We start from the raw sequence: 17,601 nt of genomic DNA on the forward strand, positions 1-17,601 counted from the left end.
CCCCTGGCCGACCTAGATCACCTCGTGTTACGAAGAACCATGCCTGCACACGAGGGACCCGGACACCGGACGTACGACGCCGTCATCGTCGGCGGTGGCCACAACGGCCTGGTCGCCGCCGCCTACCTGGCCCGCGCCGGGCGTTCCGTGCTCGTCCTGGAACGCCTCGACGGCACCGGCGGCGCGGCCGTGTCGACGCGGCCGTTCGCCGGGGTCGACGCGCGGTTGTCCCGGTACTCGTACCTGGTCAGCCTGCTGCCCAAGAAGATCGTGCGGGACCTCGGCCTCGACTTCCGCATCCGTGGCCGCACCATCTCGTCGTACACCCCCGTCGAACGCGACGGACGCCCCACCGGCCTCCTCGTCGGCGGCGGCGAGCGCCGCACCCGGGACGCCTTCGCCCGGCTGACCGGCGGCGACCGCGAGTACGCGGCCTGGCAGCGGCTCTACGGCACGACCGGCCGCCTCGCTCAGCGGGTCTTCCCCACGCTCACCGAACCGCTGCCCACCCGCGACGAACTGCGCCGCCGCGTGGACGACGAGGACGCCTGGCGGATGCTCTTCGAGGAGCCGATCGGCGTCGCCATCGAGGAGAACTTCATCGACGACCTGGTCCGGGGCGTCGTCCTCACCGACGCCCTCATCGGCACCTTCGCCGACGCCCACGACCCCACGCTCGCCCAGAACCGCTGCTTCCTCTACCACGTCATCGGCGGCGGGACCGGCGCCTGGGACGTCCCCGTCGGCGGCATGGGCGCCCTGACCGACGCCCTCGCCACCACCGCGCGCGCGGCCGGCGCCGTACTCGCCACCGGGCACGAGGCCGTACGGATCGACACGGACGGACGTGCCGCCGAGATCACCTACCGCACGGCCGAGGGGGAGGGGACCGTAGCCGCCCGGCACGTCCTCGTCGGAGCCTCGCCGCAGCAACTGGCCGCGCTCACCGGCGACGAGCCGCCCGCGCCCGCCGAGGGCGCCCAGCTCAAGGTGAACATGCTGCTCAAGCGGCTGCCCAGACTCCGCGACACCTCGGTCGACCCGCGCGAGGCCTTCGCCGGCACCTTCCACATCGCCGAGGGCTATGACCAACTGGCCGCCGCGCACGCCCAGGCCGCGTCCGGTTCACTGCCCGCCGCGCCGCCCTCGGAGATCTACTGCCACTCGCTCACCGACCCGAGCATCCTCGGCCGGGACCTCGTCGAGGACGGCTACCAGACCCTCACGCTCTTCGGCCTGCACACACCGGCGCGGCTGTTCGAACGGGACAACGACGCCGTACGCGACGAACTGTTGAAGGCGACGCTGGCCCAGTTGGACCACCACCTCGCCGAACCCCTCGCGGACTGCCTGGCCACCGACGCGGACGGCCGCCCCTGCATCGAGGCGAAGACCCCGCTCGACCTGGAACGCGACCTCAGGCTGCCCGGCGGCAACATCTTCCACCGCGAACTGACCTGGCCGTACGCCCAGGACGACACCGGCCGCTGGGGCGTCGAGACCCGGCACGCGAACGTTCTGCTGTGCGGGGCGGGAGCGGTGCGGGGCGGCGGCGTGAGCGGGGTGCCGGGGCACAACGCGGCGATGGCGGTGCTGGAAGCGGGGGAGTGATGTCGTCCGTCCGGGATTTCTACGACGCGCTCGCCGCCGACTACCACCTGATCTTCCCGGACTGGGACGCGAGCATGGCCCGCCAGGCGGCGGCACTGAACGGAGTCGTCCGGGCTCGGTCGGGTGCGGGGCCACACCAGGTGCTGGACTGTTCGTGTGGGATCGGCACACAGGCGATCGGGCTGGCCGGGGTCGGACACCGGGTGATCGGCAGCGATCTCAGTCCGGCCGCCGTCACGCGGGCCGCCGTCGAGGCCGCGGCCCGGGGTGTCCGCCTTCCGGTGACCGTGGCGGACATGCGGGCGCTGCCGTTCCGGTCGGCCGCCTTCGACGTCGTGGTCTGTGCCGACAACTCCCTCGCCCATCTGCTCACCGCCGACGACGTCGGTACGGCTCTGGCCGGCATGCGGCGGGTCCTGCGCGACGACGGGCTCCTGATGATCAGCATCCGGGACTACGACGAGCACCGGACCGCCCGGCCCACGTCGACGCCTCCCCAGCTGTCGACCACTGCCGAAGGCCGCGCGATCACCTTCCAGTTGTGGCACTGGCACGAGGACGGCGAGCGGTACGACCAGGAGTTCTTCCAGCTCCTGCCCGTGGGCGACGGCTGGGAGGTGCGGGTACGCCGCGTCACCTCCTGGGCCCTGACCCGCGGACAGTTGAGCGCAGCGGTGGCCGACGCGGGCTTCACGGACGTCAGTTGGCACGAGCCGCAGGGCAGCGGCTTCTACCAGCCCGTGCTGACGGCGCGACCGACCTAGCCGTCGAGAAAATCTGACGGAGCATCAGAAAAGGCCTTCCGTCGTCCGGAGGACTGCGGCATTCTGCGCCCATGCAGACGGAGTTGAGCAAGAAACTGGGAGTCGAGCACGCCATTTTCGGCTTCACGCCGTTCCCCGCCGTCGCCGCGGCCATCAGCCGGGCCGGCGGTTTCGGTGTGCTCGGCGCGGTCCGCTACACCGCCCCCGACGACCTCAAGCGCGACCTCGACTGGCTGGAGGCGCACGTCGACGGGATGCCGTACGGCCTGGACGTCGTCATGCCCGCGAAGAAGGTCGAGGCCCCGAAAAATCAGATGCTGACCGAGGCCGAGGTCGAGGCGATGATCCCGGAAGGGCACCGGCGGTTCGTCACCGAGACCCTGGCCAAGTACGGCGTGCCCGAACTCGCCGAGGGCGAGGTGTCCGGCTGGCGCATCACGGGGTGGATGGAACAGGTCGCCCGCACCCAGCTCGACGTCGCCTTCGACTACCCGATCAAACTGCTCGCCAACGCCCTCGGCTCCCCGCCCGCCGACGTTGTCGCCCGCGCCCACGACCGGAACGTGCTCGTCGCCGCGCTCGCGGGCAGCGCCCGGCACGCCCGCAAACACGCGGAGGGCGGTATCGACATCGTCGTGGCCCAGGGCTACGAGGCGGGCGGCCACACCGGCGAGATCGCCTCCATGGTGCTCACGCCCGAGGTCGTCGACGCCGTCGACCCGCTGCCGGTCCTCGCCGCGGGCGGCATCGGCAGCGGACAGCAGGTGGCCGCCGCGCTCAGTCTCGGTGCCCAGGGTGTGTGGCTGGGCTCCATATGGCTGACCACCACAGAAGCCGATATGCACTCGCCCGGCGTGACCCGCAAACTGCTCGCCGCCGGGTCCGGCGACACCGTCCGCTCCCGTGCCCTGACCGGGAAGCCGGCTCGCCAACTGCGCACCGAGTGGACCGACGCCTGGGACGATCCGGACGGACCGGGCACCCTCCCCATGCCGCTCCAGGGCCTGCTGGTCGCCGAGGCCGTCTCCCGCATCCAGAAGTACGAGGTCGAACCGCTGCTCGGCACCCCCGTCGGCCAGATCGTCGGCCGGATGAACAGCGAGCGCAGTGTCCAGGCCGTCTTCGACGACCTCACCCGCGGCTTCGAGCACGCCGTCGACCGCATCAACCGCATCGCCGGAAGGAGCGGCCAGTCGTGAGCACAGAGGGCGTAGGAACAGAGGGCGCAGGCACAGAGGGTGTCGGGGCAAGGGGTGCCACCACAGGTGGTGCGGTCACACAGGGCGAGACCACACGTGGGGCGGCCACACAGAGCGCGACCACACAGGGGGAGGGGACACAGGGCACGGCCACACAGGGCGCTGCCACACAGGGCGTGAGCACACCTCCCGCCGGCTTCTGGGCCCAGGCGGCTCAGGACCCCGACCGTGAGGTCCTCGTCGCTCCCGACGGCGAGGTGTGGACGGCGGGGCGACTGCACGCCGCCGCCAACCAGCTCGTCCACGGGCTGCGTGCCGCCGGACTCGAACGCGGCGACGCCTTCGCGGTCGTCCTGCCCAACGGCGTCGAGTTCTTCACGGCCCATCTGGCCGCCACCCAGGCCGGGTTCTACCTCGTCCCCGTCAACCACCACTTCGTCGCACCGGAGATCGCCTGGATCGTCGCCGACTCCGGTGCAAAGGTGCTCATCGCGCACGAGCGGTTCGCCGAGCCCGCCCGCCAGGCAGCCGACGAGGCCGGCCTCCCGGCCACCCACCGGTACGCGGTCGGCACGGTCGAGAGCTTCCGGCCGTACGCCGAACTCCTCGACGGACAACCGGAGTCGGCGCCCGCGGACCGCACGCTCGGCTGGGTCATGAACTACACCTCGGGCACCACCGGCCGCCCCCGCGGCATCCGCCGCCCCCTGCCGGGCAGGCCGCCCGAGTCGGCGTATCTCGGCGGGTTCCTCGGCATCTTCGGCATCAAGCCGTTCGACGACAACGTGCACCTGGTCTGCTCGCCGCTCTACCACACGGCCGTCCTCCAGTTCGCGGGCGCGAGCCTGCACATAGGGCACCGCCTGGTCCTGATGGACAAGTGGACCCCGGAGGAGATGCTCCGCCTCATCGACCGCGAGAAGTGCACCCACACCCATATGGTCCCCACCCAGTTCCACCGCCTGCTCGCCCTCCCGGAGGGCATACGGGCGCGCTACGACGTCTCGTCCATGCGGCACGCCATCCACGGCGCCGCCCCGTGTCCCGACCATGTGAAGCGGGCCATGATCGAGTGGTGGGGCGACTGTGTGGAGGAGTACTACGCGGCCAGCGAGGGCGGCGGTGCCTTCGCGACCGCCGAGGACTGGCTGAAGAAGCCCGGCACGGTCGGCAAGGCCTGGCCCATCAGCGAACTCGCGGTCTTCGACGACGACGGCAACCGGCTCCCGCCCGGCGAACTCGGCACCGTGTACATGAAGATGAGCACCGGAGGCTTCGCCTATCACAAGGACGAGGCCAAGACGAAGAAGAACCGCATCGGCGACTTCTTCACCGTCGGCGACCTCGGCTTCCTCGACGAGGACGGTTACCTCTTCCTCCGCGACCGCAAGATCGACATGATCATCTCGGGTGGCGTCAACATCTATCCGGCCGAGATCGAGTCCGCGCTCCTCGCCCATCCCGCCGTCGCCGACGCCGCGGCCTTCGGCATCCCGCACGACGAGTGGGGCGAGGAGGTCAAGGCCGTCGTCGAACCGTCCCCCGGCCACGAGCCAGGACCGGCCCTGGCCACCGCCCTCCTGGACCACTGCGCCGAGCAACTCGCCGGCTACAAACGGCCCAAGAGCATCGACTTCATCACCGAGTTGCCCCGCGACCCCAACGGCAAGCTGTACAAGCGGCGGCTGCGGGATCCCTACTGGGAGGGGCGGACGCGGCCTGTGTGAGTGCCGTTGGTACTTGGAGCGGTCGGGGTGTGCTCCGGACCCATGTGGCCTCGATCTATGTGGAGCGGGACCACCCCGACCAGCCCGCTTGACCTGCCCGGGTGGCGGCCCGAGGATCATGTGTCATGACGCCCGGACACGGCAGCACGGTTGACGGGGTACTGCGACGCAGTGCCCGGCGCACTCCCGCACGCGTGGCGGTGGACTACGGCGAGCGCTCCTGGACGTACGAGGAACTCGACGACGCCGTCTCCCGCGCGGCGAGCGTGCTCCTCGACCAGGGCCTCGCGCCGGGCGACCGGGTCGGCTCCTACGGCCACAACTCGGACGCCTATCTGATCGGTTTCCTCGCCTGTGCCCGCGCGGGCCTCGTGCACGTGCCGGTCAACCAGAACCTCACCGGCGACGACCTCGCGTACATCGTCGGACAGTCCGGGAGCACACTGGTGCTCACCGACCCGGACCTCACCGGTCAACTCTCCGGCGACGTACGGACGTTGCCGCTGCGGGACGCGGACGGCTCGCTGCTGGACCGGCTGGCGTCCGCGGCGCCGTACGACGGGCCCGAGCCGCGTACCGACGACTTGGTGCAGTTGCTCTACACCTCGGGCACGACCGCGCTGCCCAAGGGCGCGATGATGACTCACCGGGCCCTGGTGCACGAGTACTTGAGCGCGATCACCGCTCTGGACCTGAGCGCGGGGGACCGGCCGGTGCACTCGCTGCCGCTGTACCACTCGGCGCAGCTGCATGTGTTCCTGCTGCCGTACCTGGCGGTCGGGGCCACGAACATCGTCCTCGACGCGCCCGACGGGGACGGGCTCTTCGACCTGATCGAGGCCGGGCGCGTGGACAGCCTGTTCGCCCCGCCCACCGTGTGGATCGGCCTCGCGAACCGGCCCGACTTCTCGACCCGCGACCTGAGCGGGCTGCGCAAGGCGTACTACGGCGCGTCGATCATGCCGGTGCCCGTCCTGGAGCGGCTGCGCGAGCGGCTCCCCAAGCTGGCCTTCTACAACTGCTTCGGGCAGAGCGAGATCGGCCCGCTGGCCACCGTTCTGGGCCCCGACGAGCACAAGGGCCGACTGGACTCCTGCGGCCGTCCGGTCCTGTTCGTGGACGCGCGCGTGGTCGACGAGGACGGCAAGGACGTTCCCGACGGCACGCCCGGCGAAGTCGTCTACCGCTCACCGCAGTTGTGCGAGGGCTACTGGGACAAGCCAGAGGAGACCGCAGCCGCCTTCCGCGACGGCTGGTTCCACTCCGGCGACCTCGCGGTACGGGACGCCCACGGCTTCTTCACCGTCGTCGACCGGGTAAAGGACGTCATCAACTCCGGTGGCGTACTGGTCGCTTCACGCCAGGTCGAGGACGCGCTCTACACCCACGAGGGCGTCGCCGAGGTCGCGGTGATCGGCCTCCCCGACGACCGCTGGATCGAGGCCGTCACCGCGGTCGTCGTCCCGCGCGGCGAGGTCACCGAGGCCCAACTCATCGACCACGCCCGGGAGAAGCTCCCCCACTTCAAGGCGCCGAAGCGGGTCGTGTTCGTGGACGAGCTGCCGCGCAACGCCAGCGGGAAGATCCTCAAGCGGGAGTTGCGGGAGCGGTTGGGCGACTGAGCTGTCTCACCCGGGAGCCTGAGCGCCCTCACCCGGGAGCCGAGCCCAGGGCGGGTGCCGGGGCCGTGCGTGCCTCCGCTCCGGCGATGGTGTTCCGCAACACCTCACGTGCCGCGGCGAGTTCGGCGGCCCGGCGGTCGAGATCGCTCAACTGGGCACGCAGGGTGTCGAGTACACCTGGGCAAGGTTGTACGGCGGCCTCGTCCGTGGTGCAGGGCAGTACGTGCCGGATGACCCGTGTGGGCAGCCCGGCGGCGAGGAGTGCGCGAATGCGGAGTACGGCGGCGGTGTCCGAATCGGTGTACTCCCTATAGCCGTTGGGCAGCCGCTCGGGTCGCAGCAGCCCCGCCCGTTCGTAGTAGCGCAGCAGTCGCTCGCTGGTTCCCGTCCGGTCGGCCAGCTCCCCGATCAGCACGGGCGCGCACCCCTCTCCGGCTTGACCTTCCAACGGTGTCAGGGCTCAACACTGGCGCCCGCCCCCGCATTCCGCCGGGCGGCCGGCCCCTCAGGGAGACGCACATGATTCTCGACGCCCACAGCCATGTCCACGACCCGCTGGGTGCCCATTTGTCGGCGCTCGACGCCGCGGGCGTGCACCGCACGGTGCTGTTCCCCACCCGCGCACACCCGGAACGGGCCACCGACCTCGACTCCCTCCGCCACGAAATGGGCGCCCTGGAGAGGGCGTTGGCCGGTGGTTCCGGCGACGACGGATTCGCCCTGGCGCTACGGGAGTTGGACGAGGCCCTCGCCGAACACCCCCACCGCTTCCTCGGCTTCGGCTCCGTCCCCCTCGGCCGCCCCGACGCCGAGACCGCGGCCCGGGTGGAGCGCGACGTGACCGGCCGCGGGCTGTACGGCATCGGGGAGCTCACTCCGCCCCCGGACCGGGCGGCCCTCGTCGAACCGGTGCTCCGCGCGGCCCGCGACCACACCGGTCTCCCCGTGGTCGTCCACGGCGCCGCCCCCACGACCGCGGCGGACGTGCGCACACTCGCCGATCTGGCCGCCCGCTACCCGAAGGTGCCGCTGGTGATCAGCCAACTGGCCGGAGCACACTGGATGTTGGCCATCGACCTGGCCCGCGGACTCGCGGTCCTCGGCATGTACGCCGCGCACGTCGGCCCCGATCCCGCCATCGGCGGGCCGCTGGGCCTCGTCCTGGAGCTGGCACGCGGCCGCTCCTCCGCGCTGTTCGCCGGGTTCTCGCTGGTGCTCATCACCGGTCGCCCGGAACCCCGCACCGGACGCGCGCGGCGACAGGCCGTGGGCCGGAGCGTCATCCGCACGCTCGTCCTGATGGCACTGGGCTACGCCCTGACCGCGCTGGACACCGACGTCGACGTGATCCTGTCCGCTACGGCCTTCTCTTCCTCCTCGTCCTGCCACTGCACCGGCTGAGCGCACGGACGCTGGCGGCCGTCGCCGCCGCGAGCGCCCTCGTCCTGCCCCAAGTGCTCTACGCGCTACGGCAGTTCATCGAAGGCGGCGACTGGGCCGACGCCGTCGTCGCCGCCGATCCGCTCGCCAGGGTCACCGGCACGGACGGCTTCATGGAGCCGCTGTTCACCGGTGCGTACCCGGTGCTCACCTGGATGCCGTTCATGGTCGCGGGCATGGCACTGGCCCGCCTCGGCCTCACTCGCCCCAGGCTCCACGCCCACCTGCTCCTCGCCGGCGGCGCCCTGACCGTGCTCGGCTACGGCGGTTCCTGGCTGGCCCTGCACCTCGTCCCGCACGCGCTCACCGCGATCGGCGCGGCGACGAACGGCGGTTCCGCATCCTCGGCCTGGTGGTCCGGCACCGTCGGAGACCTCGGTGACAACACCCCGGCCGACTGGCTGCTGGTGGCCACACCGCGCAGCCAGACGACGTTCTCCATCTTCGGCAACACAGCCGTCGCGCTCACCGTCGTAGCCCTCTGCCTCTGGACGATACGCCGGCTGCCCCGGCTCACCCGCCTGGCCGCACCCGTGACCTCGGTCGGCACGACTGCGCTGACCGCTTACGTTCTCCACATCCTGGCCATTTGTGCCGTCGGCATGGAGGAGTCGACGGCCCCGCACGTCAGTCCCTGTTCGTCTTCATCACCACCTCGATGCTCCTGGCGACCCTCTGTATCCGACGGTTCCGTCGCGGCCCGCTGGAACACGTGCTCCACGGCACGACCCGCATCGCCGACCGCATCAGGTGATCCCGCCGGCCGGACGCGGTGGCCACCGTCGCGGAGCTGATCGGGATGCTGCGCACCCAGGTCGCCGTCGATCCCGGCCACCCGCGCGCGGTCGAGCTGGTGGGTGAACTCGCCGTCCGCAGTCACGAGTTCGCGGCGTTGCGGGCCCTCCACGACGTGACCGAAGCGACCCGCGGCCAGATGCGCCTCGACCATCCGCAGGTCGGCGAACTGAACCTGGACTGGGACGCCTACCCGATACCGGGCAACCCCGGCCCCACGCTCATGGTCTGCACCGACGCCGAGGGCAGCCTCGACGCCGAGCGACTCCAACTACCCGCCGGCCTGCTGCGCGCCGGCGGAAAGGTGTGCACCCTCGACGCTTGTGGGCGCCGGGCGTGGACGGACCGAATCGTGCTGGTCTGCCCGGCGGTCACGGCCAGTACGGCGGGCGATAAGGGGAGCACGTCGCGGTAGTGCGCCGACGGTGTGGCGCCGCCGGGAACCCACGCGTACGGACACACGGCGCCACCAGCCGCCGAGCCTGCAGACTCCTCCGTACCGCTGAACTTCGAAGAACCGGATCAACCCGGGCCGCCGGCCTCATGATGGTCGCGAGCGGTGAACTGCCGCTCGTCACGGCCGAGTACGGCTCGGACGGGACGCGCGTCGCGCCGCCGTGTCCAAGTGGCCGGGGGCGGGACGCTGGGCTGACGCGCCTTCGCATGGGCTGAAGATCGCGGCCGTACGTTCATTTCCGGCTTGCTTGCCGGGATTCCCGGGGCAGGATGAGAGATTGGCAAATTCCTTGGGTGGCTCGGTATACCGGAGGGAGTAGGGGGGGATCACGGATTCCGAGCCGAATTCCCGGTGACGAAATGGGCCGTCACCGAGGGAGGAACAACACAGTGACGGCTCAGCCGAGGGTGCCCCGCCTCGGGCCGAGCCGGAAGCCCACTCCCCGCACGGTGAGAATCCAGTCGCTGTCCCCGAGTTTGCTGCGCAGCGAACTGACGTGGGTGTCTATCGTGCGGCTGGCCCGTGGGCTCAGGGCATGGTTCGAGGCGTCGTCCCAGATCTCGGTCATCAGCCGACGCCGGGTGACAACGGTGTCCGCGTGGCACGCGAGGTAGTACAGCAGGTCGAACTCCTTGCGCGTGAGCTGTACGGGCATGCCACGCAGACGGACCTCCCGCGAAGCCCCGTTGATGCACATGTCCCCGACGCTGACCATTCCGGCCGGCGTGCGTCCCGCCTGCTCCCGTGGCCGCCAGGCGCGGCGCATCACGGCATCGATCCGTGCCACTAACTCGCGGAACTCGTAGGACTTGTCGAGGCAGTCGTCCGAGCCCGCCTGCAGTCCCAGAACGCGGTCCAGGTCGGCACCGCGGTCCGCGAAGGAAATGATCGGCGTGTCGCTGGTGTGGCGGATGCGACGGCACACCTCCAGGCCGTCGATGTCGGGGAGTTCGAGGTCGAGCAGGATGAGCTCCGCGCTGTCGCTGGCCTCCAGGGCCTCTGCTCCGGTCGTGACCGTCACGACGTCGAATCCATGCCGTTCGAGTCGGGGCGCGAGTTGTTGAGACATAGCTTCTTGACCTGCCACGATGAGCAGCTCCATAACGCCTTCCATCTTTGGTTACCCGATTTGACGATCACGGCGTCCGGTGGGGCGCGTGTAGCCGACGTGTATTCGGGGGAGACGACGTGAGTGATAGCTCGTGTCGTTCGTTGATGAGTGTGCGTGAGGGGAAATGATGGAACCCGCCGGTATGCGCCTCGGCTTCTATTAGCAGTCGAGTAGGTTTCGAGGCAATTACGCTCTGGTGACGTTCGCGGCGCCATAAAGGTGCGAACAGTTCCCCGGCTTCAACGCGGTCGGGAACTCAAGTGATGAAGTAGCGTGTGGTGGGGCCGACGACGGATTGGTCGCCCAGAATGCGGCCCTGCAACCCACTGCTCTGTACAGTTCATGACTGCCCCCGTTGACTACTGGATTTCACCGGTAGTAGAAAGTTGTCTTCCCTCGAACGGTGCGCCGCTGCAATGAAGCCTTGCACACCCCGTGTGACCCTCTCCCCCCGGAGTCCGATACGGCCGGTATCAGACAGTGCCAATGCATACTACATTCGGATGTTGCCATACCAAAGGTCTGCTTGCTCCTTGGCTGGATTTGATCGGGCTGCTGTCCGTTCACCACGGAAGTGGCCCGCTTTTCCCGAAGAATCCGCCGGAGGGCCCGTCGGGGCCGATCATGGCCATGCGGACGATGACCTCGGCGCCCTCGGCGACGGTCTGCGGGCCGCTGTGAGCGTTGAAGTCCGTCGCTGTGTGCCCGGGGTCGACGGCGTTGATCCTCAGCCTCGGACAGCTGCGCGCGTACTGCACCGTGGCCATGTTCAGCGCCGCCTTGGAGGAGTTGTAGGCCAGCGCGGAGTAGTAGACGGGCAGGAGCGACGTGTGGCTCTCGGGCGCGTCGGCGATGCTCAGCGAGCCGAGGCCGCTGCTCACGTTGACGACGACGGGAGCCGCGCTCTTCTCCAGCAGGGGCAGGAAGGCGTGGGTGACGCGGATGGGGCCGAACACGTTGGTCTCGTACGTGGTCCGGACCTGATCGGCCGTTGCCTCCTGGGCGTCGTTGCCCAGCCCGATGACACCGGCGTTGTTGACGAGTACGTCGAGATGGCCGGCTTCCTGGGCGACCAACTCCGCCGCGCCGCGCACCGAGGCGTTGTCGGTGACGTCGATGACCACCGGCCGTGCGCCGAGCCGCGCCGCGGCCTCGCGGCCCCGCTGTCCGTCGCGGGATCCGAGGTAGACGGTGTGCCCGGCGGCGATCAGTCTTCGCGCGGTCTCTCTGCCGAGCCCTCTGTTGGCGCCCGTGATGAGAGTGGTGGTCATGCGGCCAGCTTGGCTGGACATGCGTGCTTCAGGTAGTGCCCTCCGCTTCCTGGGAACGGCAATACCAGGATGCGCACATGCGTTCGCCGCCTGCATACTGATGTGATGAGCGGTTCGCGGGAGTTGGGGGTCGCGTTGCGGCGATGGCGCGACCGGCTCACACCGGAGGCGGCCGGACTGCCCAACGTCATGGGGGCGGTGGAACGGCGCCGGGCGACGGGGCTGCGCCGCGAGGAACTCGCCCTGCTCTCGGGCGTATCGGTGGACTACATCACCCGACTCGAACAGGGAAGATCGGTCTCGCCGTCCCACCCCATCCTCACCGGCCTCGCCCGGGCCCTGCGGCTCTCCGAGGCGGAGCGTGAGCACCTGTTCCTCCTGGCCGGCCAGCCCCCGAGCACGGACCGCCACACCTCCGCGCTGTCGCACGGGGCACGCAGACTGCTGGAGCAGCTGGACGGCGTGGCGGCCAGTGCCTACGACGCCTCCTGGACCCTCATCAGCTGGAACCGGCACTGGGTGGCCCTCAGCGGCGAACCCGGTGAGCTGCGGGGACGGGACCGGAATGTGGCGTGGTCTCATTTCACCGGTCGGGCAGGCATCGTCACGCACACCGAGGAACAGCAGGCCGAACTGGAGGCCGCGTTCGTGTCGGATCTGCGCGCCGCGACCATCCGCTGGCCCGACGACGACGAACTGCGGTCCCTGGTCTCCGATTTACGCGTCGTCAGTACCAGGTTCGCCGACCTCTGGGACGCGTACGTCATCGCGGTGCACACCATGAACCGCAAGACGCTCCATCATCCGGTCATGGGGCCGATGCACATCGACTGCCATGTGCTCATGGTGCCGGACAGCGACATTCGCATCGTGACCCACACGGCGGCGCCCGGCAGCGACGCCTCGGACAAGCTCAAGCGCCTCTACGCCGCGGCGGGTTGCTGACCGCCGCCGCGAGCAGGATTTGATGGTCCTCCGACGTCGCGCCAAGCCGTGAAGCGGCAGGCCGGGTCACGTAATCCCGGATGAGACCCGCCCGCGTCCTTGGTTTCCTCTTGAACGGCAGTTGAGTCTCCCCTGTGAAGTTGACAATCCGCTGACACTTCCTTGCGGATGTCCTTGAATTTTTGACTTGAGCTGCCGGGGGTGCAGCGATGAGGATTATCAGTGCCTTTCCAGGAACCGCCGCCCAGGCGCTGTCGCCGTGGAATTCAGCAAATGCACTGACGATCGGGAGAGCTCTATGGACGCATCGGTCATTGTCGTGGGAGCCGGACCTGCGGGACTGATGCTTGCCGGCGAATTACGTCTGGCGGGTATCGACGTCATCGTCCTCGACCGCCTCGCCCGGCGCACCGGGGAATCCCGTGGCATCGGATTCACCACCCGCACCATGGAAATCTTCGACCAGCGCGGTCTGCTGCCCCGTTTCGGAGACATCGAGACCAGCAATCACGGGCACTTCGGCGGAATTCCGCTGGACCTCGCCACGCTCGGCGCCACGCACCGTGCCGCCCGGACCGTTCCCCAGTCCGTCACGGAGACGGTGCTGGAGGGCCGGGCGCGTGAACTGGGGGCCGACATCCGGCGCGGCCGCGAAGTCGTCGGCGTACGGGACCTCGGAGACCAGGTCGAGGTGCGGGTGCGCGGCGAGTCGGGCGAACGGACCCTGACCTCCCGGTACGTGGTGGGCTGCGACGGAGGCCGGAGCGGCGTACGCAAGGCGACGGGCTTCGACTTCCCCGGCACCGAGGCCACCACCGAACTGTTCCTGGCCGACATCCGAGGGGTCGACCTCGAACCGCGCATGGTCGCGGACCGGGTCACCGGCGGCATGGTGATGACCGCGCACCTCGGCGGCGGCCTGCACCGGATCATCGTCAGCGAACACGGTGCGCCCCCACAGCGCCGCACCGGGCCGCCGCCCTTCACGGAGGTCGCCGACGCCTGGAAGCGGCTCACCGGCATCGACATCTCGCACGCCCAGCCGGTGTGGGTCAGCGCCTTCGGCGACGCGGCACGCCAGGTCACCGAGTACCGGCGCGGCCGTGTGCTGCTGGCCGGTGACGCGGCACATGTGCATCTGCCGGCCGGCGGCCAAGGCATGAACACCGGCATCCAGGACTCGGTGAACCTCGGCTGGAAGCTCGCGGCGGTCCTGCGCGGCACCGCCCCCACCGCACTGCTGGACACGTACCACGGCGAGCGGCACGAGGTCGGCAGGCGGCTGCTGCTCAACACCAGGGCACAGAGCCTGATCATCCTCGGCGGCGAGGACGTCCAGCCGCTGCGTGGTGTGCTCGCCGAACTCGCCCAGTACGAGGAGGTCGCCCGCCACCTCGCGGCCAAGGCGAGCGGCCTGGACATCCGCTACGACGTCGGCGGCGGGCACCCCCTGCTCGGGGCGCGCATGCCGCACCTGGAACTCGACGAAGCAGGCCGCGAAACCAGCAGCACCGCCCTGCTCCGGGCGGGCCGCGGCGTACTGCTGGACCTGACGGACAACCCGCATCTGCGCCGCCGCGCGGCCGACTGGGCGGACCGGATCGACGTGGTCACCGCCCGTGCCAAGGACCTTCCCCGGGGCAGCGCGCTCCAGGGCGTCGGCGGCGTACTGCTGCGCCCCGACGGCCATGTCGCGTGGATCGCGCCCGGCAGCCACTTCGACCTGCCAACGGCACTGGAGCGCTGGTTCGGGCCCGCGCGCTGAGCACGCGCGTCAACCGGCGCGGCAGCGCGCACAGCGACGAATCACCGAGCGTCCGAGAGAGGGAATTGATGCACAGCACGTTGATCGTGGCACGCATGGAGCTCGATTCGGCGGCGGAGGTCGCGCGGCAGTTCGCCGCGTTCGACCAGACCGAGATGCCCCATCTGATGGGGACCCGGCGCCGGCAGCTCTTCTCGTACCGAGGGCTCTACTTCCACTTGCAGGACTTCGACTCCGAGGACGGCGGGGAGCGGATAGAGGAGGCCAAGACCGATCCGAGGTTCATCGGAATCAGCCAGGACCTCAAGCCGTTCATCCAGGCCTACGACCCGGCCACCTGGCGCTCGCCCGCCGACGCGATGGCGCAGCGCTTCTACAACTGGGACGCCCGGTGAGCGGCACCCGCCGGGTGGTGATCACCGGCGTCGGCGTCACCGCCCCGGGCGGAATCGGGGTGAAGGACTTCTGGCAGCTGCTCGCCGACGGTCGTACCGCCACCCGCCGCATCTCCTTCTTCGACCCCTCGGCGTTCCGCTCCCAGGTCGCCGCGGAGGCCGACTTCGACGCGGAACTGTACGGCCTGCGGCCACAGGAGATCCGGCGTATGGACCGCGCCGCGCAGTTCGCGGTGGTGACGGCGCGGGAGGCCATCGCGGACAGCGGACTGGAATTCGACGCCCTGGACCCGTATCGCATCGGCGTCACCATCGGCAGCGCGGTCGGCGCGACCATGGGGCTGGACCAGGAGTACCGCACCGTCAGCGACGGCGGTCGGCTCGAACTGGTCGACCACGAGTACGCGGTACCGCACCTGTACAACTACCTCGTCCCCAGCTCCTTCGCCACCGAGGTCGCGTGGGCGGCGGGAGCCGAGGGCCCGAGCACCGTCGTCTCGACCGGCTGCACCTCCGGTCTCGACGCGATCGGGTACGCGGCCGAAGTGATCCGCGAGAACTCGGCGGACGTGGTGATCGCGGGCGCCACGGACGCCCCCATCTCACCGATCACGGTGGCCTGCTTCGACGCGATCAAGGCGACCACACCCCGCAACGACGAGGCCGCGACGGCCTCGCGCCCCTTCGACGCGAGCCGCAACGGCTTCGTCCTGGGGGAGGGTTCGGCGGTCTTCGTCCTGGAGGAACTGCACAGCGCCCGCCGGCGCGGCGCGCACATCTACGCCGAGGTGGCCGGATACGCGACCCGCTCGAACGCCTTCCACATGACCGGACTGCGCCCCGACGGACGCGAGATGGCCGAGGCGATCCGGGTCGCGCTGGACGAGGCACGGCTCAACCCCGAGGACATCGACTACATCAACGCGCACGGCTCCGGCACCAAGCAGAACGACCGGCACGAGACCGCCGCCTTCAAACGGAGCCTGGGCGACCACGCGTACCGGACACCGGTCAGCTCCATCAAGTCGATGGTCGGCCACTCGCTCGGTGCCATCGGCTCCATCGAGATCGCCGCCTCGGTGCTGGCCATGGAGAACGACGTCGTACCGCCCACGGCCAATCTGCACTCCCCGGACCCCGAGTGCGACCTGGACTACACCCCGCTCACGGCACGGGAGTGGCGTACCGACGCCGTGCTGTCCGTGGGCAGCGGATTCGGCGGTTTCCAGAGCGCGATCGTGCTCGCCGACGTCGAAAGGAGCCCCCGGTGAGCGAGGGCACCTGGGTGACGGGGCTCGGTGTGGCGGCGCCCAACGGCCTCGGCCTGGAGGCGTACTGGTCTGCCACCATGGCGGGCGAGAGCGGCATCGGCACCGTCTCCCGATTCGACCCCACGTCCTACCCGGCCCGGCTCGCCGGTGAGATCGACGGTTTCGTCGCCGAGGACCATCTGCCCGCCAGGCTGCTGCCGCAGACCGACCGGATGACCCGGATCGCGCTGGCCGCCGCCGACTGGGCGCTGGAGAACGCCGGAGTGGTGCCGGGCGAACTGCCCGAGTTCGACATGGGCGTGATCACGGCGAGCTCCTCCGGCGGCTTCGAATTCGGCCAGAACGAACTGCGGGCGCTGTGGAGCAAAGGCGGCCAGTACGTCAGCGCGTACCAGTCGTTCGCCTGGTTCTACGCGGTCAACAGCGGCCAGATCTCGATCCGCAACGGCATGCGCGGCCCCAGCAGCGTCGTCGTCAGCGACCAGGCCGGCGGACTGGACGCGCTGGCCCAGGCGCGCCGCCAGATCCGCAAGGGAACACCCCTCGTCCTCTCCGGCGCCGTCGACGCCTCGATCTGCCCATGGGGCTGGGTCGCCCAACTCGCCAGCCGGCGGCTGAGCGCCCGGAACGATCCCGAACGCGCCTATGTGCCCTTCGACGACGAGGCGGCGGGCCATGTGCCCGGCGAGGGCGGCGCCCTGCTCGTCCTGGAGGACGCCGAGCACGCCCGTGACCGCGGGGCCCGACGGATCTACGGCGAGATCGCCGGGTACGCCGGCACCCTCGACCCGCGCCCGGACAGGGGCCGCGAGCCCGGTCTGCGCAAGGCGGTCGAACTGGCCCTGGCCGACGCGCGGGCGGTACCGGGCGACATCGACGTCGTCTTCGCCGACGCGGCCGCCGTGCCCGAACTCGACCGGATCGAGGCCGAGACCATCACCAAGATCTTCGGACCTCGGGGCGTTCCGGTCACCGCGCCCAAGACCATGACCGGCCGGCTGTACTCCGGCGCCGCGCCGCTCGACGTGGCCGCCGCCCTGCTGAGCATCAGGGACGGCGTGATCCCGCCGACCGTACGCACCACCCTGTCCGACAGCTACGACATCGACCTCGTCACGGACGCGCCGCGCGAGGCCGTACTCCGCACCGCACTGGTCCTTGCCCGCGGCTACGGAGGCTTCAACTCCGCCATCGTCGTGCGCGCCGTGACGCGGTGAACCCCACTCAG

The 17,601-nt window shown here is 70.1% G+C and carries 16 protein-coding genes; 13 read left to right on the plus strand and 3 right to left on the minus strand.

The genetic code is table 11. The annotated features are described in order from the left end of the window. Positions 1-39: 39 nt before the first annotated feature. The 5 genes from AC31A1_RS14275 (at position 40) to AC31A1_RS14295 (ending at position 6,923) form a co-directional block, all read left to right on the plus strand. Positions 40-1,611 carry a phytoene desaturase family protein gene (locus AC31A1_RS14275; protein ID WP_489653658.1) on the plus strand — a complete coding sequence of 524 codons (1,572 nt, stop codon included), beginning with the start codon at positions 40-42 and terminating at the stop codon, positions 1,609-1,611. Beyond that, on the plus strand, positions 1,611-2,375 hold the full coding sequence (locus AC31A1_RS14280; protein WP_489653659.1) for a class I SAM-dependent methyltransferase: 765 nt from the start codon (positions 1,611-1,613) through the stop codon (positions 2,373-2,375). The genes AC31A1_RS14275 and AC31A1_RS14280 overlap by 1 nt, the downstream gene beginning before the upstream one ends. Positions 2,376-2,446: 71 nt before the next feature. Next, positions 2,447-3,574, plus strand: a complete 1,128-nt coding sequence (locus AC31A1_RS14285; protein WP_489653660.1) for an NAD(P)H-dependent flavin oxidoreductase — start codon at positions 2,447-2,449, stop codon at positions 3,572-3,574. Between the two features lie 176 nt (positions 3,575-3,750). After that, positions 3,751-5,301 (plus strand): acyl-CoA synthetase, encoded by a 1,551-nt coding sequence (locus tag AC31A1_RS14290; protein WP_489653661.1) that lies wholly within the window; start codon positions 3,751-3,753, stop codon positions 5,299-5,301. 125 nt (positions 5,302-5,426) lie between these two features. Further along, a complete protein-coding gene (locus AC31A1_RS14295) occupies positions 5,427-6,923 on the plus strand; it encodes an acyl-CoA synthetase (protein WP_489653662.1) in 1,497 nt (498 codons plus the stop codon). Positions 6,924-6,951: 28 nt separating this feature from the next. On the opposite strand, the gene AC31A1_RS14300 is transcribed toward AC31A1_RS14295, so the two are convergent. Beyond that, the gene (locus AC31A1_RS14300; RefSeq protein WP_489653663.1) at positions 6,952-7,338 is read right to left on the minus strand and encodes a MerR family transcriptional regulator; all 387 of its coding nucleotides are present in this window, start codon (positions 7,336-7,338) and stop codon (positions 6,952-6,954) included. 104 nt (positions 7,339-7,442) lie between these two features. On the opposite strand from AC31A1_RS14300, the gene AC31A1_RS14305 reads away from it, so the two are divergent. From AC31A1_RS14305 to AC31A1_RS14315, 3 genes are read left to right on the plus strand one after another with little or no spacing between them, the layout of a single operon-like run. Then, a complete protein-coding gene (locus AC31A1_RS14305; RefSeq protein ID WP_489653664.1) occupies positions 7,443-8,324 on the plus strand; it encodes an amidohydrolase family protein in 882 nt (293 codons plus the stop codon). A gap of 53 nt (positions 8,325-8,377) precedes the next feature. Next, positions 8,378-9,157 (plus strand): hypothetical protein, encoded by a 780-nt coding sequence (locus AC31A1_RS14310; RefSeq protein WP_489653665.1) that lies wholly within the window; start codon positions 8,378-8,380, stop codon positions 9,155-9,157. Beyond that, positions 9,136-9,573, plus strand: coding sequence for an MmyB family transcriptional regulator (locus AC31A1_RS14315; protein WP_489653666.1), 438 nt, complete (start codon positions 9,136-9,138; stop codon positions 9,571-9,573). Before AC31A1_RS14310 ends, AC31A1_RS14315 begins: the two co-directional genes overlap by 22 nt. Positions 9,574-10,012: 439 nt before the next feature. Here AC31A1_RS14315 and AC31A1_RS14320 read toward each other — a convergent pair whose 3' ends face one another. Both AC31A1_RS14320 and AC31A1_RS14325 read right to left on the minus strand, forming a co-directional pair. Further along, complete coding sequence (locus AC31A1_RS14320; RefSeq protein ID WP_393761300.1) at positions 10,013-10,729, minus strand: response regulator transcription factor; 717 nt, start codon at positions 10,727-10,729, stop codon at positions 10,013-10,015. Between the two features lie 560 nt (positions 10,730-11,289). Beyond that, on the minus strand, positions 11,290-11,997 hold the full coding sequence (locus AC31A1_RS14325) for an SDR family oxidoreductase (protein ID WP_489653667.1): 708 nt from the start codon (positions 11,995-11,997) through the stop codon (positions 11,290-11,292). Between the two features lie 105 nt (positions 11,998-12,102). On the opposite strand from AC31A1_RS14325, the gene AC31A1_RS14330 reads away from it, so the two are divergent. The 5 genes from AC31A1_RS14330 (at position 12,103) to AC31A1_RS14350 (ending at position 17,590) form a co-directional block, all read left to right on the plus strand. Continuing rightward, on the plus strand, positions 12,103-12,942 hold the full coding sequence (locus AC31A1_RS14330; protein ID WP_489653668.1) for a helix-turn-helix transcriptional regulator: 840 nt from the start codon (positions 12,103-12,105) through the stop codon (positions 12,940-12,942). Between the two features lie 298 nt (positions 12,943-13,240). Beyond that, on the plus strand, positions 13,241-14,707 hold the full coding sequence (locus AC31A1_RS14335) for an FAD-dependent monooxygenase (protein WP_489653669.1): 1,467 nt from the start codon (positions 13,241-13,243) through the stop codon (positions 14,705-14,707). 68 nt (positions 14,708-14,775) lie between these two features. After that, positions 14,776-15,102 (plus strand): TcmI family type II polyketide cyclase, encoded by a 327-nt coding sequence (locus AC31A1_RS14340; protein WP_393761308.1) that lies wholly within the window; start codon positions 14,776-14,778, stop codon positions 15,100-15,102. Continuing rightward, the gene (locus AC31A1_RS14345; RefSeq protein ID WP_489653670.1) at positions 15,099-16,373 is read left to right on the plus strand and encodes a beta-ketoacyl-[acyl-carrier-protein] synthase family protein; all 1,275 of its coding nucleotides are present in this window, start codon (positions 15,099-15,101) and stop codon (positions 16,371-16,373) included. Before AC31A1_RS14340 ends, AC31A1_RS14345 begins: the two co-directional genes overlap by 4 nt. Next, on the plus strand, positions 16,370-17,590 hold the full coding sequence (locus AC31A1_RS14350; protein WP_489653671.1) for a ketosynthase chain-length factor: 1,221 nt from the start codon (positions 16,370-16,372) through the stop codon (positions 17,588-17,590). Before AC31A1_RS14345 ends, AC31A1_RS14350 begins: the two co-directional genes overlap by 4 nt. The last annotated feature ends 11 nt before the right edge of the window (positions 17,591-17,601 follow it).

The organism is Streptomyces sp. P5F9 (assembly GCF_057961495.1).